At 58.1% G+C, this 20,017-nt stretch carries 22 protein-coding genes; 9 read left to right on the top strand and 13 right to left on the bottom strand.

Annotation, left to right across the window (positions count from 1 at the left end; all coding sequences use genetic code 11):
- The first annotated feature begins 5 nt into the window (after positions 1-5).
- A complete protein-coding gene (locus tag D4A39_RS13655; protein WP_119918384.1) occupies positions 6-1,511 on the top strand; it encodes a C13 family peptidase in 1,506 nt (501 codons plus the stop codon).
- A 57-nt stretch (positions 1,512-1,568) separates the two neighbouring features.
- Here D4A39_RS13655 and yjgA read toward each other — a convergent pair whose 3' ends face one another.
- Complete coding sequence (gene yjgA / locus D4A39_RS13650) at positions 1,569-2,108, bottom strand: ribosome biogenesis factor YjgA (protein ID WP_022984933.1); 540 nt, start codon at positions 2,106-2,108, stop codon at positions 1,569-1,571.
- Positions 2,109-2,149: 41 nt separating this feature from the next.
- Between yjgA and pmbA the strand changes: the two genes are divergently transcribed.
- Positions 2,150-3,505 (top strand): metalloprotease PmbA, encoded by a 1,356-nt coding sequence (pmbA, locus tag D4A39_RS13645; RefSeq protein WP_031226247.1) that lies wholly within the window; start codon positions 2,150-2,152, stop codon positions 3,503-3,505.
- A gap of 25 nt (positions 3,506-3,530) precedes the next feature.
- The gene (locus D4A39_RS13640; protein ID WP_119918382.1) at positions 3,531-4,322 is read left to right on the top strand and encodes a BPSS1780 family membrane protein; all 792 of its coding nucleotides are present in this window, start codon (positions 3,531-3,533) and stop codon (positions 4,320-4,322) included.
- Between the two features lie 160 nt (positions 4,323-4,482).
- Here the strand turns inward: D4A39_RS13640 and mgtE are convergent, their stop codons facing one another.
- The 11 genes from mgtE to D4A39_RS13585 all read right to left on the bottom strand — a co-directional run bounded on the left by mgtE (position 4,483) and on the right by D4A39_RS13585 (position 12,985).
- Positions 4,483-5,847, bottom strand: a complete 1,365-nt coding sequence (gene mgtE, locus D4A39_RS13635) for a magnesium transporter (protein WP_022984936.1) — start codon at positions 5,845-5,847, stop codon at positions 4,483-4,485.
- A gap of 146 nt (positions 5,848-5,993) precedes the next feature.
- On the bottom strand, positions 5,994-6,263 hold the full coding sequence (locus D4A39_RS13630; protein ID WP_022984937.1) for an HPr family phosphocarrier protein: 270 nt from the start codon (positions 6,261-6,263) through the stop codon (positions 5,994-5,996).
- On the bottom strand, positions 6,264-7,121 hold the full coding sequence (gene rapZ, locus D4A39_RS13625; RefSeq protein WP_022984938.1) for an RNase adapter RapZ: 858 nt from the start codon (positions 7,119-7,121) through the stop codon (positions 6,264-6,266). It lies immediately after the preceding gene.
- A gap of 56 nt (positions 7,122-7,177) precedes the next feature.
- Complete coding sequence (gene ptsN / locus D4A39_RS13620; RefSeq protein ID WP_022984939.1) at positions 7,178-7,651, bottom strand: PTS IIA-like nitrogen regulatory protein PtsN; 474 nt, start codon at positions 7,649-7,651, stop codon at positions 7,178-7,180.
- 15 nt (positions 7,652-7,666) lie between these two features.
- Complete coding sequence (gene hpf / locus D4A39_RS13615; RefSeq protein ID WP_022984940.1) at positions 7,667-7,966, bottom strand: ribosome hibernation-promoting factor, HPF/YfiA family; 300 nt, start codon at positions 7,964-7,966, stop codon at positions 7,667-7,669.
- A gap of 39 nt (positions 7,967-8,005) precedes the next feature.
- A complete protein-coding gene (locus tag D4A39_RS13610) occupies positions 8,006-9,457 on the bottom strand; it encodes an RNA polymerase factor sigma-54 (protein WP_022984941.1) in 1,452 nt (483 codons plus the stop codon).
- 266 nt (positions 9,458-9,723) lie between these two features.
- Positions 9,724-10,449: an LPS export ABC transporter ATP-binding protein gene (gene lptB, locus D4A39_RS13605; protein ID WP_022984942.1), complete on the bottom strand. Its 726-nt coding sequence runs from the start codon at positions 10,447-10,449 to the stop codon at positions 9,724-9,726.
- On the bottom strand, positions 10,446-10,982 hold the full coding sequence (gene lptA / locus D4A39_RS13600; protein ID WP_022984943.1) for a lipopolysaccharide transport periplasmic protein LptA: 537 nt from the start codon (positions 10,980-10,982) through the stop codon (positions 10,446-10,448). Before lptA ends, lptB begins: the two co-directional genes overlap by 4 nt.
- Complete coding sequence (gene lptC / locus D4A39_RS13595) at positions 10,966-11,523, bottom strand: LPS export ABC transporter periplasmic protein LptC (RefSeq protein WP_022984944.1); 558 nt, start codon at positions 11,521-11,523, stop codon at positions 10,966-10,968. Before lptC ends, lptA begins: the two co-directional genes overlap by 17 nt.
- Positions 11,520-12,017 (bottom strand): KdsC family phosphatase, encoded by a 498-nt coding sequence (locus D4A39_RS13590; protein WP_022984945.1) that lies wholly within the window; start codon positions 12,015-12,017, stop codon positions 11,520-11,522. The genes lptC and D4A39_RS13590 overlap by 4 nt, the downstream gene beginning before the upstream one ends.
- On the bottom strand, positions 12,017-12,985 hold the full coding sequence (locus D4A39_RS13585; protein WP_022984946.1) for a KpsF/GutQ family sugar-phosphate isomerase: 969 nt from the start codon (positions 12,983-12,985) through the stop codon (positions 12,017-12,019). Before D4A39_RS13585 ends, D4A39_RS13590 begins: the two co-directional genes overlap by 1 nt.
- A gap of 164 nt (positions 12,986-13,149) precedes the next feature.
- On the opposite strand from D4A39_RS13585, the gene D4A39_RS13580 reads away from it, so the two are divergent.
- From D4A39_RS13580 to hisC, 6 genes are all read left to right on the top strand, one after another.
- Positions 13,150-13,791 carry an MlaC/ttg2D family ABC transporter substrate-binding protein gene (locus D4A39_RS13580; RefSeq protein WP_119918380.1) on the top strand — a complete coding sequence of 214 codons (642 nt, stop codon included), beginning with the start codon at positions 13,150-13,152 and terminating at the stop codon, positions 13,789-13,791.
- 119 nt (positions 13,792-13,910) lie between these two features.
- Entirely contained in the window at positions 13,911-14,165 is a 255-nt protein-coding gene (locus D4A39_RS13575; RefSeq protein ID WP_022984948.1) for a BolA family protein, read from the top strand.
- A 41-nt stretch (positions 14,166-14,206) separates the two neighbouring features.
- Positions 14,207-15,469: a UDP-N-acetylglucosamine 1-carboxyvinyltransferase gene (gene murA / locus D4A39_RS13570; protein ID WP_022984949.1), complete on the top strand. Its 1,263-nt coding sequence runs from the start codon at positions 14,207-14,209 to the stop codon at positions 15,467-15,469.
- 10 nt (positions 15,470-15,479) lie between these two features.
- On the top strand, positions 15,480-16,121 hold the full coding sequence (hisG, locus tag D4A39_RS13565) for an ATP phosphoribosyltransferase (RefSeq protein ID WP_022984950.1): 642 nt from the start codon (positions 15,480-15,482) through the stop codon (positions 16,119-16,121).
- Between the two features lie 181 nt (positions 16,122-16,302).
- Complete coding sequence (gene hisD, locus D4A39_RS13560) at positions 16,303-17,613, top strand: histidinol dehydrogenase (protein WP_119918377.1); 1,311 nt, start codon at positions 16,303-16,305, stop codon at positions 17,611-17,613.
- Positions 17,614-17,637: 24 nt separating this feature from the next.
- Complete coding sequence (gene hisC / locus D4A39_RS13555) at positions 17,638-18,711, top strand: histidinol-phosphate transaminase (protein ID WP_119918375.1); 1,074 nt, start codon at positions 17,638-17,640, stop codon at positions 18,709-18,711.
- Between the two features lie 87 nt (positions 18,712-18,798).
- Here hisC and D4A39_RS13550 read toward each other — a convergent pair whose 3' ends face one another.
- Entirely contained in the window at positions 18,799-19,911 is a 1,113-nt protein-coding gene (locus tag D4A39_RS13550; protein WP_199699468.1) for a trypsin-like peptidase domain-containing protein, read from the bottom strand.
- Positions 19,912-20,017: the final 106 nt, after the last annotated feature.

Genomic DNA, 20,017 nt, shown 5'->3' with positions numbered 1-20,017 from the left:
CCCTTATGCGAAACCTTGGCGTAGTCGTACTGGCCCTGGGGCTGGCGGCTTGCGACCCCGGGCCTATGCCTGCCGATGTGAAGCTGCCCGATGGGGCGGTCTATGACGGTGAAATTCAAGATAATCTTTTCCACGGATACGGCGAACTGCGCTGGCCTGATGGCCGCCGTTACGAGGGGGAGTTCCGCGCTGGCTTGATGACCGGTCAAGGTCGACTTGAGTTACAGGATGGTTGTGTCATGGAGGGCGCTTTTGTCGAAGGGGTGCTGCATGGTGAGGGAAGCCTGATTTGCGGTGATGAGCATTTTCAGGGCACCTTCCGGGAAGGCGAGCTTGTTGCCGGGGTGATGACCTTTGGGGAAGAGGATTCCTATCAGGGCGAGTTTCAGGACTTCCTGCCCCATGGTGACGGGCTGTGGGTAACTGAGGAAGGGGAGCAATACGAGGGGCGCTACTCTGAGGGTGAGATTACCGAGGGTACCTATCGTAACGAGGAAGGTTATCAGTATAGCGGCCCATTTCTTGACTTTGATTTTCACGGGCAAGGTGAGTTGACCCGCCCGGATGGCGTCATCATTCGTGCCGGGTTTGAGTACGGACAAGCCGAAGGTCCGGGTGTCAGGGTGATTCCGGGTGAGGCTGGTGCCCAGCCGACGCTGGAGAATGGGTACTTCGTGCGGGGCAAATATTACCTTAGTGAGAAGGCATATCGGCAACGCCGGCAGCAACAGGCAGCAGGTATGGAGGCTCGTCTGTATACCGAATCCAGTCGCTTGCAGTCAGCCTTGTCTTCATTGGCGCCACAGCGTCCCGGTGTCCGGGATGTTTACTTCCTGGCGGTGGGGGGGGACGGTACGGAAGGAGTCTTCCAGCGAGAAGTCGGTTGGGTCTCTTCCCGGCTCAGTTCTGTGCTCGACCTGAAGCGCCGGCAGATTCTGCTGGTAAATGGAGGCAGCGATGAATTGCCTTTGGCGACACGGACCAGTGTGCGGGAAAGTCTTAACGCCCTGGATGCGTTGATGGATCCAGCGGAAGACTTGCTGTTAATCCATTTTGTCAGTCACGGGGCCGTAAATGGTGATCTGGTTCTTGATACCCATAACCTTCGGCTTAACAACCTGGCAGTCGATGACGCAAAGAACTGGTTGAACAGTTTGGCGGTTAAACACCAGTGGGTGGTTGTTTCAGCCTGTTATTCCGGGCACTGGGTGGACGCGTTGGCGGCGCCTGAGAGAGTCGTGTTCTCGTCTGCAGCAACAGACCGTACGTCTTTTGGGTGCGGTGATGATTCTGAGCGCACCTGGTTTAGCAAGGCGCTGTATGGAGAGGGAATGAGTGCCGGCGTGAATGATCCGGATGCCTGGTTCTCGGCGGCGCAGGCGAAAGTATCGCGGATGGAAGAAGAGCAGGGGTTTGACGAGCATGAGCGCTCATTACCCCAGAAGGCGGTTGGTCACAGCTTCCTGGGCTGGTGGCAAAGTCTCGAAACGCCAGCATTGCACAAGCCCTGACGGTGCGCCCGGCAGGTGCTGGAGGGCACTTCTGCACGGGCGGCTGTAGGGCTCGGTTCAAAACAGGGGCACGGTTTTGTCCAGCTGATTCAGGTAATTCATCAGCTTGCGGCGTTCGCGTTTGAACTTCTCTTTTTCTCCCGGGCTGGCATTGGCCGGGTCGGCGAGGCGAGCCTTGAGCGCATTGCGGGTCAGGTTGCGCATTTGCTGGCGATCCCCATGGGGAAAGAAGTCCAGAATTTGCTGCACGGTGGCATCTGCTTCACGGGGTTGTTCGCAGCCAACGATCTGCTCTACCCAATTGGTGAGCCGTTGCTGGCGGAACGGATCCTGAAGCGCCTCCAGTGCTTGTACAATCTGTTCGCTGTTGGATTCCCGGACCAGACGACCGATGTACAGCGAATGTCGGCGGCGGGCTTCGTTGCTGGTGATGCGGCGGGCTTCTTCAAGACCTTTTTTGAGGCCGTCGCTCAGGGGCAGGCGATCCAGTTCGGTCTGCTTGAGCGCCATCAGCGACTGCCCGAGCTCCTGCAGGGCCAGGTCATCCCGTTTCTGCTCGGATTTGCTGGTGTACGGGTCGTCGTTATACTCGGTCATCTGACTTCACTTGAATTAATGGGTAAGGGAAGCGCTATTTTATGTCTGATTCCTCCGCAACGACAGCGGCACTCGACATGGCACAACTTCAGCAGGCGCAGGATACCGCTGCCTGGGTGCTGGAAGAGGGAAAACGGCTGGGGCTGGACGGGGTTGAGGTGAATGTCAGCCTCAGTCAGGGCTTTTCGGTCAACGTGCGGCAGGGCGAGGTGGAAACGGTCGAGTTTCACCGCGACAGAGGCGTTTCTGTCACCGTGTTCCAGGGGTTGTGCAAGGGACATGCGAGCAGCTCGGACGACAATCGCGACAGCCTGCGTGACACCCTGAAAGCGGCCTCTGCCATTGCGCGCTACACCGAAGCTGACAAGCATGCGGGGCTGGCGCCGGCGGACCAACTGGCCCGTGATATTCCTGAACTGGACCTGTATCACCCATGGGAGATGGACACTGGCAGAGCGATCGACGAAGCCATGGCGTGCGAAAAGGTGGCCCGTGACGATAGCCGTATCGTCAATTCGGAAGGTGCCTCCATTAACAGCGGTGCCAGCCTGCGCGTGTTCGCAACCTCGGAAGGTTTCCTGCACGGCTATCGCGGCACCCACCACAGCCGCGTATGCAGCGTGGTCGCGGAAGACGATGACGGAATGCAACGGGATTACTGGTACGACGGTGGGCGTATTGGCGAGAAGCTGGCGGATGCTGAAACCGTAGGACAGATGTCCCGGGAGCGGGCACTGTCACGCCTGGGGGCGGTGATTCCGGAAACCGGTGAATTGCCTGTCATTTTTGCCCCGGAAGTGGCATCGGGCTTGCTTGGCCATCTGGTGTCCGGAATCAGTGGTGGCGCCATTTATCGTCGCAGCTCTTTTTTGCAAGACAGCCTTGGCAAGGCGGTGCTGCCTGCGGGCTTTACCCTCAGTGAACACCCGCACCTGCCTGCAGGCAATGCGTCGTCGCCCTTCGATGGTGACGGTTTGCCTACCGGCGAGCAGGCCTTTGTGGAAGACGGCATCCTGACCTCCTTTGCCTTGAGTCTGTATGCCAGTCGACGTCTTGGCATGTCTCCGACCGGCAATGGCGGTGGTGTTCGCAACTTGCGCGTCACCGATACTGGAGAGTCTCTGGAAGCGTTGATGGCCCGAGTGCCCAAAGGGATCTTGATCACCGAGGTCATGGGGCAAGGGGTGAATATGGTGACGGGGGATTACTCTCGCGGTGCCAGTGGCTTCCTGTTCGAGAATGGGCGGATTACTTCACCGGTACAGGAATTCACCATTGCCGGTCATCTGGCGGAGATGCTACGTGGCATCCAGGGTAGCGGCACCGATGTGGATTATCGCGGCAACATCGCCTGTGGTTCTCTGCTGCTGTCGCCCATGAAAATTGCAGGACGATAATAACTTTCCATTGGAGGGAAAAAGCATGTCAGAAATGAATCCTTATCAACAACCGACCAGCGATGTGGCGGTACCGCCACAGGCTGCAGAGCTGGTTATCGGTACGGCCCAAAAAGTGTCTATGGGCGATGCCATGAGCTGGTTTGGCCAGGGTAAGGCGATGCTGGCGGGCAACTGGGGGGTAATGATTGGCGCATTGGTGGTGCTCATGCTGCTGAATGTGGCTGTGCAGTTCGTCCCCTTTATCGGTGGGTTGGCGGCCATGTTTTTGATGACGCTGCTGTATGCCGGGCTGGTTAAAATGTTCTACCGGCTGGATAACGAAGGCAGTGTGGAGTTTGCTGACCTTTTTGCCGGATTCTCAGAAAAAACCGGTCCATTGGTGATCCTGGCGTTGTTGCAGTTGGCGGTCTACGTGGGCATTTTCATCGTAGCGATGGTGCTGCTGTTTTTGAGCATCGGTTTTGATGTGAGCATGCTTAATGCCATGGAGGCGGGAAGAGTACCGGATGTGGGTATTGGCGGGGGCGCCATCGCATTGGCAGGTCTGATCATGTTCTTGTTTCTGATGGCGGCTGGCTGTCTTTTCTACTTCAGTATCCCGCTGGTCTTCCTTGGCAATATGGGCCCGGGTGAAGCGCTGGGGCTTAGTTTTAAAGCCTGCCTGACGAATCTGCTCCCGCTGATTCTCTATGGCATTGTGGCGACGGTGTTGGTGATGGTGGCAACGATTCCGCTTTTTCTTGGGTTGCTGCTTGCTGGCCCGTTGTTGGCGGGTGCGTATTACGCATCATTCAAACAGGTATTTACGGAATAATTCGTGCCACGCCAACACAAAAGCCGAAAGGAGCCCCTTTCGGCTTTTGTGTTTGAGCGGCTAGCTGCGCTTGACAGGAAGGCAATACCTAAAATAGTTCTCGTGATTTAGAAGAACGGAAACGCCTTCCAGAGTGGATGAAAGACTCGGGAGGCTCCGTTCACACCAACAAATTGGCATACAGCACGGTAGCCAGGCCCAAGAAGGCCATGAAGCCAACAATATCGGTGATAGTGGTGAGGACTACAGATCCGGCCAGGGCCGGGTCGATACCCATTTTTTTCATGATCATGGGCAGCAGTGCACCGGCACAGGCGGCCATGATCAGGTTGATCACCATGGCCACGCTGATCACGATGCCGATGCTTACGTCACTGAACCACAACCCGGCGGTAATGCCAATCACGGTAGCCCACAACAACCCATTGATGGCGCCAACAGATAGCTCCTTGAATAGCAGATAGCGGGTGTTGTTGGACTGAATCTGTCCCAGTGCCATGGCGCGAATCACCAGCGTCAGCGTCTGGCTGCCGGCGATGCCGCCCATACTGGCGACGATCGGCATCAGGATAGCGAGGGCCACCACCTTTTCCAGCGTCGCCTCGAACAGGCCGATCACGGCAGAGGCAGCCAACGCGGTCAGCAGGTTGATACCCAGCCACAGCGCTCTGCGGCGGGCGGTTTGCCAAACCGAGCCGAACGTATCCTCGTCATCGTCCAGACCCGCCATACTCATTAAGGAGTGGTCGGCTTCTTCCATGATTACGTCTACTACGTCATCAATGGTGATACGGCCTACCAGCATGCCTTCGTCGTCGATGACAGGGGCTGTCACCAAGTCGTGGCGCTCAAAGATCTTGGCGACGTCATGGGCAGGCAGGGTGGCCGGGATCGACTGAATATCGGTGATCATGGCTTCGCGCACAGTAGTGCCCGGATCGCTGATCAGCACCTTGGTGAGAGGCAACAGCCCAATGAACTGGTTTTTCCGGTTGACTACGGCCAGGTTATCAGTGGTGCGAGGGATATCGCCTCGCAAACGTAGATAGCGCTGAACCACTTCAAAAGTGATCTCCGGTCTCACGGTGATCACATCGGTGTTCATCAGGCCCCCGGCGGTATCCACCGGGTAGCTCATCACGTGCTCCAGCCGCTCGCGGTTTTGTTCGTCGAGGCTGGCCATCACCTGACTGGTGACATGATCAGGTAGTTCTTGCAGTAAATCAGCGAGGTCGTCGGTATCCAGTTCTTCAACCAGCGACACCAGCTCATCGGTGCTGAGGTTGCGCAATAGCTCAACCCGGACCTCTTCGCCCAGATACTGCAGGACTTCGGTTTCCTGTTCCTTGCTGAGCAGCTGCCAGAGAATTTCCCGCTCTCGTGGAGGGGAAGACTCAATCAAGTGGGCGGCTTCAGCGCCGGGCAGGTTGTTGATCAGCTGCCGGACCTGCGTATAGGTCCCGCTGGCCAGTGCGCGGTTGATGGCTTTGAGATGTTGCTGGCTGCGGCTGCTGTCGGCGGGCATGGAAATCAGTTAACAGTTAACAGTGAAGAGTTAACAGCGAAAACAAAGCGTGCTGCTGCTTGGCTGGGATGACCACACAGTAACAGTCCTTCAGAGTCTGTGGTACTTGATTTTTCAACTGTTCACTATTCACGGTTAACTGTTTTTCACTCTCCTTCGTCGAACATCCTTGCAAACAGGTCTTCCAGTTCTGCCATGGCTGCGTCTTCGTCATCGCCTTCGACTTGGAAGGTGACCTGGCTGCCTTTGGCGGCGCCGAGCATAAGAAGCCCCATAATGCTTTTTGCATCAATGCGGTTGCCCTTGTGAAGCACGTGGATAGCACTGTCATAGCGTGAGGCCACGCTGACCACCTTGGCAGCAGCGCGGGCGTGCAGGCCAAGTTTGTTGATCACATCCAGGGACTGTTCGATCATTCAGCTGGATCCCAGTTCGCGGTGCCGGACCTGCAAGGTGATACCTTGCTCGCGTAGACGAGCAGCCAGCTGCTCGGTTATGTAGACGGAACGGTGCTGGCCACCTGTACAACCGATCGCGACTGTGACGTAACTCCGATCGCTGTGGGCAAAGGCGGTCAGCCATCTCTGTACAAAAGTGGCGATGTCATCCAGCAGGTCGTGGCTGATATCGTGCTTTTGCAAAAAATCGATTACCCCCTGGTCGCGTCCGGTAAGAGGGCGCAGATCCGGATGCCAATGTGGATTGGGAAGAATGCGCACGTCGAAGACAAAATCAGCATCTGTGGGAAGACCATTCTTGAAACCGAAGGATTCGATTTGCAGCGAGAGGGCGTTGCGCCGCTGAGCGACACGTTCACGGATCAGGTTCCTGAGGCTGTGCACTTCGTGATTACTGCTGTCGATAACCAGATCAGCCCGTTGGCGAATATTGGCCAGAAGGTCTTTCTCGTGAGCGATGGCATCTTCCAGTGAGCGTTGGTCAGTCGCCAGAGGATGGCGCCGCCGGGTGGCACTGAATCGCTTCAGCAGGGTGTTGTCATCAGCATCAAGGTAGATGATTTCGCTGGTGATTTGTTGCTGTTTCAGCGCGTCAAGAATGTTGTCGAAGGCCAGCAATTGGCCTGGAAGGTTGCGTGCGTCTATGCCAACAGCGACATGACCGATGGCAGTTTCGCCCTCGCTAAGTTGTTGGGCCAGGGTCGGTAGCATGCCGACAGGAAGATTGTCGACACAGTAATAACCCTGATCCTCCAGCGCCTGGATGGCTGTGGATTTGCCAGACCCGGATCGTCCGCTAATGATGGTCAGTTTCATGATCGGGATGCACGCAGAGAATTTGTATTATGGCCTGGTTTTCGAGAGTTCACTCGTTACGAAGCCAACCGCAATTCAGCTTCGGATTCCACGGCAGTCAGGAACAGCTTGTGATCGTCTGAACTGACCCGCAATTCGTTCCGGTAGCTGTCGTCATTGAAAAGGCTGGCAAGGTGGCTCAGCGTTTTCAGGTGTTGCTCAGGGTTTTCCTGGGGAACGAGCAACACAAACACCAAGTCAACGGGGCGTCCGTCAACGGCATCAAAATCGATGGGGGTGTCCAGCTTCAGTAATAGTCCGATGGCTTGTTCGCAATTGCCAAGCCGGCAGTGGGGGATGGCGATGCCTTCCCCGATGCCGGTGGAGCCCAGCTTTTCCCGGGCTACCAGCGCATCGAAGACCTCCTGCTCCTTGAGGCCGTCACAGCCGGCCGCAGCCAGCTGTGCCACCTGATCCAGCAGCTGTTTCTTGCTGCTGGCCTGCACCCCGTTGTGGGTGCGTGCTTCGGTTAGAAGTTCGCGAACTCGCATAATGGTCGTTTCGGGTTAGTGGCCGTGTTTGTGATTAACGGCCTTTTCCTTGTGTTTGAGAATCTGGCGATCGAGCTTGTCGGTCAACTTGTCGATGGCCGCATACATATCATCGGCTTCAGCGGTGGCGAACAGATCTGCCCCGGAGATGTGGATAGTAGATTCTGCCTTGTGGGTCTTGGGCTCCGGGGAAAGAATCACCTGAACACTGGTGATCTGGTCGAAATGGCGCTCCAGGCGGGAGAACTTGTCGCCTACGTAGGTGCGCAAAGCATCGGTAACTTCCAGGTGATGACCGCTGATATTTATTTGCATGGCTGGCTCCTTTACCTGCTTGTGGGCCGTCCCAGGCACCTACACCAAACGCTTGCGGGCGCTGGAAGACGGTATTCTCATCGCCTCACGATACTTGGCGACGGTCCGGCGCGCCACGTTGATTCCCTGCTCGTTCAGCAAGCTGGCTAGCTTGTTGTCGCTGAGTGGCTTGCGAGGGTTCTCTGCGGCGACCAGCTTCTTAATAATGGCACGAATAGCGGTGGAGGAACACTCACCACCACCATCTGTTCCCACGTGACTCGAAAAGAAATATTTCAGCTCAAAGACGCCGCGGGGTGTGGTCATGTATTTCTGATTGGTGACCCGACTGATGGTTGATTCATGCATCTCGACGGCATCGGCGATATCGGCCAGTACCAGTGGCTTCATGGCCTCTTCACCATAATCGAAGAAATCCTGCTGGACCTCGACAATCCGCGTGGCGACTTTCAACAGGGTGTCATGGCGGCTTTGCAGGCTCTTGATGAACCATTTGGCTTCCTGAACGCAGTTTTTCAGGTATTGGCCATCTTCACCGCTGGTTTTACGGGCAATGGCGGCATATTGCTGCTGTAGATTGACCTTGGGCAGGATGTCGTCATTCAGGCTGACCTGCCAGCGCCCGTGGTGCTGGCGGACGATGACATCCGGCACCGCATAATCGACTTGGCTCTCTCCAATTTGCTCGCCTGGCGCCGGGTCAAGGGTGCGGATCAGCGAGAGGGCATCAAGCAGTTCCTGTTCGGAGAGCTGTAGAACCTTGCGAAGCGCGGCATAGTCGTGCTTTTCCAATAGTTCAAGGTGGTCCAGAAGCGCCAGCGCAAAAGGCAGGAAAGGCGTGTCGGATTCCAGCTGGCGCAGTTGTACACCGAGGCAGTCTGCCAGGTTAATGCTGGCGACGCCGACCGGATCGAATTGCTGCAGGCGATGCTGAACGGCCAGTACCTCGTCGGCTTCGATGTGGGCATCCTCTGGCAGCCCTTCCTGGACATTCATCATGGTGACGATGTCGTCGATGCTCACGGTCATGTAGCCGCGATCGTCCAGAGATTCAATGATGGTGATGGCGATGAGTCGGTCCACATCGCTCATGGGGGTCAGGTTGAGCTGCCAGTGCAGGTGGTCATGCAGATTGCCGGACACGGTGTGCCGTTGCTGCCAGTCATCGGCGTCATCAGGGATTGACGCGGTGGCACTGCTCTGGCCGGAGTAGACGTCATCCCACTCAGTGTCGACACCGGGTTCGCCGTCGACAAATTCTTCCAGGGCGTCATCACGCTCTGCGTCCATCTCCTGACGATCTTCGTCATGCTCAGGCAGGGCGTCGTCGCCAAAGTCGTCGGCCAGTTCCAGCAGCGGGTTGCTTTCAACCGCTTGCTGGATCTCCTGCCGGAGATCCAGCGTGGACAGCTGCAGCAGGCGAATCGCCTGCTGCAACTGAGGTGTCATGGTCAGCTGTTGGCCGATTTGTAGTTGTAGTGTGGGCTTCATACTGCTCGGATTGGTGTGATCCCCAAAAACCCGAGAATAACAGCTTCAAACTTGTTCTAGCAATAATTGTGCCAGTGGTTCTTGTGTGGTAGGAGTCTGAAGCGTTAACAGTGAACGGTGAACCGTTGATGTTGCGCGGGCGGGTTTGCTGATTTTTTCGGGCTTTGATGGCCGCGGCCGGGGTCCTGGTTCGGCTTCTGGCGTTCGGAAACCCCGGGACTATTCCGCGCCGTTGTTCACTGTTAACTGCTCACTCGCCCTGGCTCTTACAGCCTAAAGTCTGCCCCCAGATACACATCCCGCACCTGCTGGTTCGAGAGGATGGTGTCGGCGTCACCGGATGCGATGATGTGGCCAGCGCTGACAATGTAGGCGGTGTCGCAAATGTCGAGGGTCTCACGCACGTTGTGGTCGGTGATGAGTACGCCAATACCACGTTCTTTCAGGTGCCGGATGATGCCCTTGATGTCGTTCACGGAGATTGGGTCGACGCCGGCGAAGGGTTCGTCCAGGAGGATGAAGTCCGGGTCGGTGGCCAGACCGCGGGCGATTTCGGCACGGCGACGTTCACCGCCTGACAGGCTCATGCCCAGCGAATCGCGAATATGCGTAATGTGGAATTCCTTGAGCAGGTTTTCCATCCGTTCGTGGCGCTCCTGTTTGCTTAGCTCTTTGCGGGTTTCAAGAATGGCCATGATGTTTTCCGCGACCGTCAAGCGACGGAAGATGCTCGCTTCCTGGGGCAGGTAGCCGATACCGCGTTTGGCGCGGCCGTGCATGGGGAGGTGGGTGATGTCTCCGTCATTGATCTCGATGCGCCCTGCGTCGGCTTCTACGAGGCCGACAATCATGTAAAAGCAGGTGGTCTTGCCTGCTCCGTTGGGGCCCAGCAAACCAACGATCTGTCCGGCTTCCACGTCCAGGGATACGTCCTCGATGACCCGGCGGCCCTTGTAGCTTTTGGCCAGGTGATGAGCGCGCAAATGTGTCATTGAGATTCAGTCTCCGTTGCGGGGGCATCGGCCTCGTCATTCTGGTCCGGCTGGTTTCCCGGTACTTGGTTTTCTGCGGGTATCACCAGTCGTACGCGCTGGTCGCCTTTACTGCTGGCATCCACACGTTTTGAATCAAGGCTGTATTCGACCTTGGCGCCTTCGAAGGTGTTGCCCTGGTGTTCAATAAAGGCGTTGCCAGTCAACACCAGGCGGCGACCCTTTATGTCGTAGACCAGATTGTTGGCATGGGCGGACAGGGTTTTGCCTTCTGAGAGACGCACAGGGTTACCGCTGGCCTCGACCCGCACCAGCTCACCATTGCGTGTAAACAGGCGCATCTCTTCTGCCAGCATCTTGCGTTGTCCTTGCAATAGTTCTACGTCGCCGCGGTACAGTCCTGTGCCGGCGTCCTGTTCAAAGCGCCCGCTATCGGCGGTGACAGAAATGGGCTCTTCTGCCGGAGCTGCCAGAACCAGTGAGGCAGCGTGTAAAAACAGGCTGCCCATAACCAGGCTACGAAGCCGGGGCATCGAATTCACTCTTTACTCCTTGCTCAAGGGACAGGATGCCCTTGTCCAGGTCCGCTTCCAGGGCTCCGGCCCGGGTCTGGCCGTTCTCGAAGCGCAGGTCCACATCGCCTGGCGAGGTGGCTATATTCTGTTCGCTGTTGAAGCGGAGTTGCTGTGTGTCCAGTTCGATCTTCTGCTGCGGATTGCGAGCCTGTACATCGCCATCAAAAATGATGAGGTTGCCATTATTTTGCACTGTGCCGCTGGCGCTGGTGATCGTCCAGCTGCCTTTCTCGTTGCTCATTTTCAGTGCCGGGCTGTTCATCTCGGTAAGCGGGTTGTGATCGTACTGCACCAGATCGTCAGCTGTCAGGTGATACTGCAGCGTGCCATCCTTTTCGCTAAAAGCCCTGGCGGTTACGCCTGTGGCCAGAATGGCTGGCGCAGTCTCCACAGCCAGGTCTTGCCCGGGAAGCGAGTCGTCCCATTCATGCAGCGTCATCAGCATCACCAGTCCAAGCAGAAGGATGCCGGTGGCGCTAAGTAGCCCCTGACGTTTCATTGGCTATCTCGCTGCTGCAGGATGGCATCACAGATTTCGCGTACAGCGCCTTCGCCGCCGCGGCGCTGGGTGTGATGTTGTGCGGCCTGAAGCGCGCAAGGGTGGGCGTTGGCAGGGGCAAAACCGAGTCGGGCCCATTCCAGAGCGCTGACATCCGGTTCGTCGTCTCCGGCGTAACCGGTTTCAGAGGAGTCAATGCCCAGCTCTTTTGCCAGGGCTTGCAGCGCAACGCCCTTGTCTTCCCTTCCCTGGATAACATGCTCAATACCCAGGTCGGCGGCCCGTTTTGCTACCATTGGGCTGTTGCGGCCGGTGATGATGGCCAGGGTGACGCCGCTGGCGGCCAGTTTCTTGAGGCCATGTCCATCCAGCGTATTGAAGACTTTCAGTGCTTCACCTTCTGGCGTGAAATAGATCCGGCCGTCGGTCATGACGCCATCGACGTCAAAGGCCATAAGACGCAGGTTTTGTGCGTCAATGGAAGAAATCTGCATTACACCACCCCTGCTCGAAGCAGATCCTGCATGTTAAAGGCCCCCAGGGGTCTGCGCTGATCATCGCAGACAACCAGGCCGTTGATCTTGCGGCTTTCCATGATCTGCAGTGCTTCAGCGGCGAGATGGCCGGGTTCAATTGTGATCGGGTCGGTAATCATCACCTCGGCAATCGTGGCGCTACGAATGTCGATGTCCCTGTCCAGCATGCGGCGCAGGTCGCCGTCGGTAAAAATGCCGGCGAGGCGCCCGTCCGGATCAGTGATGGCCGTCATGCCAAGCCCCTTGCGAGTCATTTCCAGCAAGGCTTCAGTCAGTGCGGTAGTGGAGTCAACTTCAGGGAGGTCTTCACCGGAATGCATGATGTCGTCCACTTTGAGTAATAGTCTGCGGCCCAGGCTCCCACCGGGATGACTGAGTGCAAAATCCTCTGCGGTGAAGCCGCGCGCCTCAAGCAAGGCAATGGCCAGGGCATCTCCCATGGCCAGTGCGGCGGTAGTCGAGGAGGTGGGCGCCAGATTATGCGGGCAGGCCTCTTCGGCTACTGCGACAGTAAGATGTACATCAGACAGTTGCGCCAGAGCCGACTGGGGTCTGCCCGTCATGCCAATCAATTGTGTGCCCTTGCGTTTGATGACAGGCAGGATGGCCAGAACCTCGGCAGTTTCGCCAGAATTGGACAAGGCCAGAACCACATCGTCCTGGGTGATCATGCCCAGATCGCCGTGGGAGGCTTCACCGGGGTGAACAAAGAAAGCCGGGGTGCCAGTGCTGGCCAGGGTGGCCGCCAGTTTGCTGCCCACGTGGCCACTTTTCCCCATGCCCGTCACGATGACCCTGCCGCGGGCTTCAAGCATCAGGTCGCAGGCGCGAACAAAGTTGTTGTCGAGGCTGTCCCTCAGGGCATCGACGGCGCGGGCTTCGATATTCAGTACCCGCTGGCCGACAGCAATGTGGTCGTGGCTCATGCAATCTCCTTGGTTGCGGCGATTATACATGCTGCAACGAGTTGATCGGAAATCTGTTTCTTTTGGAACTGCTGGGTGAGTTTCGACTCCAAACAAGCATGGAGGGTTCTGGACAGCGCGGCCGGAACACCGTAAAACCGCCCGACTGTCACAGGGAGTTTACTATGCAATTGCGTCACTATTACCGAACAGGTTTGGCACTGGTCTTGATGATGTTGGCGGTGCTGGGGCGTGCCGAAGCGGATCCTCGCCAAGTAGTAGAGGAGGCTGTCGAGCGCATGACGTCCCGCATTGACGCTGAGCGTGCCCAGCTGGAGGCCAATCCGGACAAGGCTCGGCAGCTGGTTCGCGAAGAGCTGGCGGATCTGGTGGATTTCAAGCGTATCACCCGGATGGTGATGGGGGATTACTTTGGGCCTTCCTCCAAGGAGCAGAAATACCGGTTCCTGGACGTGTTCAAGAACAGCCTGATCAATACCTATGCCTCAGGCATTACGTTGTATGACGGCCAGCAGATTACAACCCTGCCCATGGAAGAGGGTGATCGTCGTGGCGATTACGCAAGGGTACGTATGGAAATCCGGACCAACTCGGGCAAGACCGTACCGATCTACTACACTTTGTTTCTGCGCGATGGCCAATGGAGGGTGATCAATGTGTACGTGAATGGCCTGGATTTGGCGGATACCTTCAAGAGCCAGTTCACCCAGGGCATGCAGCAGTACAATGATATCGACAAGGTGATCGATAACTGGTCGGCGGATGCCAATATCGACACCGGCCTGAAAGACAAGCCCAAGAGCTGACTCCGGCCGTGCCGTGGCAAGCTCGCCGCGGCTCGCGTATTATTGCGCCTTTGACAGGAGCGGGTTTCATCCCGCTCCTGTGCCGTTTGGGGCCATTGCGCCCGGGAAAAGGAGCAATCATGAATCCGGAAGAGGTAAAAGCGCTGGTGGAAGCCGGTTTCGACGGTGCCGATGTGGCCGTGGAAGGTGGCGGTGACCGTTTCCAGATTCGCGTGGTGTCCGATGCCTTCGAGGGTCTGATGCCGGTGAAGAAGCAGCAGCTGGTGTACGCCACCATTAATGCGCAAATCCAGAGTAATACCATCCACGCGGTGCAGATCATCACCTTTACCCCTGCCGAGTGGGAAAAAGCCCAGAAGATGGGGCTGGCCTGAGTCAGCCCATGGGCCCTTCAAGACACGTCTAGAGACCGTTCATGGATAAATTGATCATCACTGGCGGCCGCCGCCTTGACGGCGAGATCCGGATTTCCGGCGCCAAGAATGCCGCCCTGCCGATTCTGGCTGCCACCCTGCTGGCCGATGAGCCGGTCACCGTGGGCAACCTGCCTCACTTGCAGGATGTCACCACCCTGATCGAGTTGCTCGGTCGTATGGGGGTCGAAGTGGTGATCGATGACCGCATGCACGTGGAGGTGAATGCCAGCACCATCAAGGAACTGGTGGCACCCTATGAGCTGGTGAAAACCATGCGGGCCTCGATTCTGGTGCTGGGGCCGATGGTGGCGCATTTCGGCAAGGCCACGGTGTCCCTGCCCGGGGGCTGTGCCATTGGCTCCCGTCCGGTGGATATTCACCTCAGCGGTCTGGAGGCCATGGGGGCCGAGATCGAGGTGACCAATGGCTATGTTCACGCCAGCGTGGACGGTCGCCTGCAGGGTGCGAGAATTGTCATGGATACCGTGACAGTGACGGGCACCGAAAACCTGATGATGGCCGCCGCGCTGGCGGAAGGCACCACCTATCTGGAAAACGCGGCTCGCGAACCGGAGGTGGTGGATCTGGCCAATTTCATCAACGCCATGGGTGGCAAAATCTCCGGTGCCGGAACCGATACCATCACCATTGAAGGGGTCGAGCGCCTCGGCGGTTGCCACCACCAGGTGGTGGCGGACCGAATCGAAACCGGGACCTACCTGATTGCAGCGGCCATCACGGGCGGACGTATCAAGACCAAGGATACGGTGCCCGGGATTCTGGACGCGGTGCTACAAAAGCTGAAAGAGGCGGGCGCCACCATTACCACTGGTGACGACTGGATCGAGCTGGATATGGAAGGGCGCCGCCCCAAGGCGGTGTCCCTGCGCACCGCACCGTACCCGGCGATGCCCACTGACATGCAGGCCCAGTTCATGGCCCTGAACCTGATTGCCGAGGGAACCGGTACCATTGTCGAGACGGTGTTTGAAAACCGCTTCATGCACGTGCAGGAAATGAACCGCATGGGCGCCGACATCGAAGTACAAGGCAACACCGCCATCTGCCGGGGTGTCGAGCAGCTCACGGGCGCACCGGTGATGGCCACTGACCTGCGAGCATCGGCATCGCTGGTGATTGCGGCGCTGGCGGCAGAAGGGGAAACCATCGTAGATCGCATCTACCACATTGATCGTGGCTACGAGTGTATTGAAGAGAAACTGCAATCGCTGGGCGCGGTGATTCGCCGTGTGCCCCGATAACGGAAGCCTCATGACCAAACCGTTGACCATTGCCCTTTCCAAGGGCCGCATTCTCAAGGAAACCCTGCCGCTGTTGAAGGCGGCAGGTATTGAGCTGCTGGAAGATCCCTCTGCGTCACGCAAACTGATCTTCGACACCACCCGTGATGACGTGAAGATCATCATTATCCGCGCCACCGACGTACCGCCCTATGTGCAGCACGGTGCCGCCGATATCGGTGTGGCTGGTAAAGATGTCCTGATGGAGCATGGCGCGGACGGTGTGTTCGAGCCGCTGGATCTGAATATCGCGCGTTGCAAGTTGATGGTCGCCGCCCTCAACGATGCCCCGGAAGTGGGGAGCCGCCTGCGTGTCGCCACCAAGTTCGTCAATGTGGCCAAGGCGTATTTTGCCGAGCAGGGCAAGCAGGCCGAAGTGATCAAACTGTACGGCGCCATGGAACTGGCGCCATTGGTGGGGCTGGCGGACCGTATCGTGGATATCGTTGATACGGGGAATACCCTGCGAGCCAACGGTCTGGAACCTACCGAGCTGATTGCGCATATCTCTACCCGGGTGATCGTCAACCGCGCCAGCATGAAGACCCGGCATGCGGATATCCAGGCGATCCTGGACAAGCTGGAAGCGGCAGTCGCCTCGCGCAAAGAGTAGTCGCGCAAAGACGAAAAGCGTTTATTACCGCAGAGGCCACAGGGCAAAACCCTTTTTGCATCGAGTGGGCGAAAGGTTCTGCTGATCCTGCTGATAGAAAATTCCCGGTTTTTCCCTCAGTGAATTCTGTGTCCTCTGTGGTAAAACTGGACTTTGATTTTGACTCTTACGGTACCCAAACATGGAAACCACCTGGCTCAACACTCAAGACGCTGACTTCGATGCCCAGCTGGCGGCCCTGACCGCCTGGTCCGAGGAGCGCGATGCGGAAGTGGCCGAGCGGGTTCAGGGCATCCTGCGGGATGTGGCCAAACGCGGTGATGCTGCGTTGGTGGAGTACACCGCCCGGTTTGATCGTCGCGAGGTCAGTGCCGCCGCAGATCTGGTGGTGGGTGAGGACCAGCTGCAGGCCGCCCTGGCGCGGATTCCGACAGAACAGCGTGAGGCGCTGGAAGCGGCAGCGGCACGGGTGCGCAGCTATCACGAAAAGCAGAAACAGGATTCCTGGTCTTACCGTGAGGCCGATGGCACCTTGCTTGGCCAGCAGGTGACGCCGCTGGACCGTGCAGGGATCTATGTGCCCGGTGGCAAGGCGGCCTATCCCAGCTCGGTGTTGATGAACGCCTTGCCCGCCAAGGTGGCGGGCGTGAATGAGATTATCATGGTATCTCCGGCACCGGGGGGCGAGCTCAACGATATGGTGCTGGCGGCGGCGGCCATCGCCGGGGTAGACCGGTTTATTTCGGTGGGGGGCGCCCAGGCGGTGGCGGCACTGGCCTACGGCACGGACACCGTGCCGGCGGTGGACAAGATTGTCGGCCCCGGCAATATCTACGTGGCGGAAGCCAAGCGCCAGGTGTTCGGCAAGGTAGGCATCGACATGATCGCCGGCCCGTCGGAAATTCTGGTGGTGTGTGACGGCAAAACCGATCCGGACTGGATTGCCATGGACCTGTTTTCCCAGGCGGAACACGATGAGGAGGCTCAGGCGATCCTTTTGTGCCCGGACGCGGATTACCTCAAGCAGGTCGCTGACGCTATGGAAACACTGGCCCAGACGCTGGAGCGTGAGGCCATCATCCGGACCTCCATGAAAAACCGGGGGGCGCTGATTCAGGTGAAAGATCTGGATGAGGCCATCGACATTGCCAATGTGATTGCCTCCGAACACCTGGAGCTATCCATCGATGACGCGGAAGCGTGGGCGAAAAAAATCCGCCACGCGGGAGCCATTTTCCTGGGGCGTCATACCCCTGAGGCCCTGGGTGACTACTGCGCCGGGCCCAATCACGTGTTGCCGACCAGTGCGACGGCACGCTTTTCTTCACCGCTGGGGGTGTACGATTTCCAGAAGCGCAGCTCCCTGATCGGCTGCTCCCCGGAGGGGGCCAGCGCCCTGGCCGGCATCGCCTCGCCCCTGGCGCGCGGCGAAAGCCTCACTGCCCATGCCCGCAGCGCAGAATTCAGAATCAACAAGGCGTCAGACGTCTGACGTCCAACGTCGGACGGAAAAACTATGAGCAAATACTGGAGTGACTTTGTTCATCAGCTGGAGCCCTACGTGCCGGGTGAGCAGCCGACGATGAGCAAGCTGGTCAAACTGAATACCAATGAGCACCCGCTGGGCCCGTCACCCCGGGTGATCGAGGCCATTCGGGAGCAGGCGGATGCGCGTCTGCGGTTGTATCCGGATCCGGATAGCGGGCAGCTGAAGGAAGCCATCGCCGGGTACTACGCGGATAAGGGTTACGGCATTACCCGTGATCAGGTTTTTGTCGGCAATGGTTCCGATGAGGTATTGGCGCACCTGTTTCTGGGGTTCTTCAAGCAGGACAAGCCGCTGCTGTTCCCGGACATCACCTACAGCTTCTACAAGGTGTATTGCGGGTTATACCAGATCGAGTATGACGCGGTGCCCTTGAACGAGGCGCTGGCCATTTCGGTGGACGACTATCTCAAGCCCAATGGCGGGATTATCTTCCCGAATCCCAATGCGCCGACCGGACAGTTGTTGCCTCTGCGCGATATTGAACGCCTGTTGCAAGCCAATACGGAATCACTGGTGGTGGTGGACGAAGCCTACATCGATTTCGGGGGTGACACGGCCATTGCGCTGGTCAACCGCTACCCGAATTTGCTGGTGACCCAGACGTTGTCCAAATCCCGTTCTCTGGCCGGTCTGCGTATCGGTCTGGCGGTGGGCGATGCGGCCCTGATCGACGGGCTGAACCGGATCAAGGACAGTTTCAATTCCTACCCCATGGACCGGCTGGCCATTGCCGCTGGCAAGGCGGCATTTGACGACCGGGAGTGGTTCGAAAAAGGCTGCGATCTGGTGATCCAGCAACGGGAGTGGCTGGATGAGGCGTTGAGCCAGCGCGGTTTTGAAGGACTGCCCTCTGCGGCCAATTTCCTGTTCACCCGTCACCCGAAACACAGTGGCGAAAGCCTGGCCAGCGGGCTGCGGGAGCTTGGCGTAATCGTGCGCCATTTCGGCAAGCCCGAACGCATCGCCGACTATCTGCGCATTACCGTCGGCACGCCGGAGCAAAATCAGGCCTTGATTGAAGCGCTGGATACGCTGCTGTAGGACGGTAAGCCTGAAGGCCTGAGGGCGCGCTTGCGGGCAAAGAGACGCATCAGGTCACGCCTTGCTCCGCAAGGCGTAATCCAGAGGTTATTCGGTCTCGGCAGGGGGGCGTGTTCCGATCACCACCTCGACAGCCAGGGGCTGGCGATTGCGGACCACATTCAACGTGACCTCGGCATTGGGCTTCATCCCGGCGATGCGATTCATGGCCTCATAGCCATCCTTCATGGGCTGGTCGTTGATGCCAACCAGGACGTCCCCGGGCTGCAGTCCCCCTTTGTGGGCGGGGCTGTCCACGACGACCTCTGCAATCAGCCCTCCGCGCACTTCCTCCAGACCAAAGGTGTCGGCCAGCGAGGGGGTGATGTCCTGTACCGTGACGCCCAGATAGCCGCGAATAACCCGGCCGTGTTCGATCAGGTCGCTCATCACTTCCTTGGCGATTGAGGCGGGAGTGGCAAAGCCAATCCCCTGCCAGGAGCCGTCAGCGGAGAGGATGGCGGTGTTGATGCCAATCAGATGGCCGTTGGTATCAATCAGCGCGCCCCCGGAATTCCCCCGGTTAATGGCTGCATCGGTCTGGATAAAATTCTCGAAGGTCGCAATGCCCAGATGGCTGCGACCGGTGGCACTGACAATACCCATGGACACCGTCTGTCCGACACCCAGCGGGTTGCCGATGGCGAGTACCACGTCGCCTACCTGAACCGGGCCGTTACCGTTGAGCTCCACCTCTGGCAGGTTTTCCAGGGCGATGTGCAAGAGTGCTAGGTCAGTTTCCGGGTCCGCCCCGACGACTCGTGCCGGTGCGTCACGACCATCGCGCAGTGCTACCAGGATTTCGTCCGCATCGCGGATCACGTGATGGCTGGTGAGAACATAGCCGGCATCGTCCACAATGACCCCGGAACCCAGGCTGCTCAGCGCGCGTTCCCGGCGGGGTTGCTCCATGAACCGATTGAAGAGAGGTGATTCGGCATCGTCGTCGCTGGTCACGACCTGACTGGTGAAGATGTTAACCACCGCGGGAGCGGCATGGGTGACGGCGCCGGCATAGCTGGCAACACCGGTGTCGTGGCGTGCGGGCTGGGCGCTCGGACCCCATTCATACCACCACAGCACAGCCAGACCGACGGCAAGCCCGGCAAAGATAGGTCCGGCAAAAAAGCGAAAGACTCTGACCACCGACAGTGCCCCCATGGTGTGCGTATTCCGGCGCGATTCGGCTTGGCTGCGGCCCCGTTTGGCGGGTGACAAGACAAGTGCAGGCCCGGATAGGTAAACTGCGCGCATAGTAGGGCCTGTG

This window comes from Alcanivorax profundi, assembly GCF_003597125.1.
In the GTDB taxonomy this organism is placed as follows: domain Bacteria; phylum Pseudomonadota; class Gammaproteobacteria; order Pseudomonadales; family Alcanivoracaceae; genus Alcanivorax; species Alcanivorax profundi.
The sequence above is the reverse complement of the archived record's forward strand: the minus strand, read 5'-3'. Positions and strand labels throughout refer to the sequence as shown.

Coding starts and splice junctions, on each gene's coding strand:
- D4A39_RS13655 (WP_119918384.1), top strand. CDS start 6: ATGCGAAACCTTGGCGTAGTCGTACTGGCCCTGGGGCTGGCGGCTTGC.
- yjgA (WP_022984933.1), bottom strand. CDS start 2,108: ATGACCGAGTATAACGACGACCCGTACACCAGCAAATCCGAGCAGAAA.
- pmbA (WP_031226247.1), top strand. CDS start 2,150: ATGTCTGATTCCTCCGCAACGACAGCGGCACTCGACATGGCACAACTT.
- D4A39_RS13640 (WP_119918382.1), top strand. CDS start 3,531: ATGTCAGAAATGAATCCTTATCAACAACCGACCAGCGATGTGGCGGTA.
- mgtE (WP_022984936.1), bottom strand. CDS start 5,847: ATGCCCGCCGACAGCAGCCGCAGCCAGCAACATCTCAAAGCCATCAAC.
- D4A39_RS13630 (WP_022984937.1), bottom strand. CDS start 6,263: ATGATCGAACAGTCCCTGGATGTGATCAACAAACTTGGCCTGCACGCC.
- rapZ (WP_022984938.1), bottom strand. CDS start 7,121: ATGAAACTGACCATCATTAGCGGACGATCCGGGTCTGGCAAATCCACA.
- ptsN (WP_022984939.1), bottom strand. CDS start 7,651: ATGCGAGTTCGCGAACTTCTAACCGAAGCACGCACCCACAACGGGGTG.
- hpf (WP_022984940.1), bottom strand. CDS start 7,966: ATGCAAATAAATATCAGCGGTCATCACCTGGAAGTTACCGATGCTTTG.
- D4A39_RS13610 (WP_022984941.1), bottom strand. CDS start 9,457: ATGAAGCCCACACTACAACTACAAATCGGCCAACAGCTGACCATGACA.
- lptB (WP_022984942.1), bottom strand. CDS start 10,449: ATGACACATTTGCGCGCTCATCACCTGGCCAAAAGCTACAAGGGCCGC.
- lptA (WP_022984943.1), bottom strand. CDS start 10,982: ATGCCCCGGCTTCGTAGCCTGGTTATGGGCAGCCTGTTTTTACACGCT.
- lptC (WP_022984944.1), bottom strand. CDS start 11,523: ATGAAACGTCAGGGGCTACTTAGCGCCACCGGCATCCTTCTGCTTGGA.
- D4A39_RS13590 (WP_022984945.1), bottom strand. CDS start 12,017: ATGCAGATTTCTTCCATTGACGCACAAAACCTGCGTCTTATGGCCTTT.
- D4A39_RS13585 (WP_022984946.1), bottom strand. CDS start 12,985: ATGAGCCACGACCACATTGCTGTCGGCCAGCGGGTACTGAATATCGAA.
- D4A39_RS13580 (WP_119918380.1), top strand. CDS start 13,150: ATGCAATTGCGTCACTATTACCGAACAGGTTTGGCACTGGTCTTGATG.
- D4A39_RS13575 (WP_022984948.1), top strand. CDS start 13,911: ATGAATCCGGAAGAGGTAAAAGCGCTGGTGGAAGCCGGTTTCGACGGT.
- murA (WP_022984949.1), top strand. CDS start 14,207: ATGGATAAATTGATCATCACTGGCGGCCGCCGCCTTGACGGCGAGATC.
- hisG (WP_022984950.1), top strand. CDS start 15,480: ATGACCAAACCGTTGACCATTGCCCTTTCCAAGGGCCGCATTCTCAAG.
- hisD (WP_119918377.1), top strand. CDS start 16,303: ATGGAAACCACCTGGCTCAACACTCAAGACGCTGACTTCGATGCCCAG.
- hisC (WP_119918375.1), top strand. CDS start 17,638: ATGAGCAAATACTGGAGTGACTTTGTTCATCAGCTGGAGCCCTACGTG.
- D4A39_RS13550 (WP_199699468.1), bottom strand. CDS start 19,911: ATGGGGGCACTGTCGGTGGTCAGAGTCTTTCGCTTTTTTGCCGGACCT.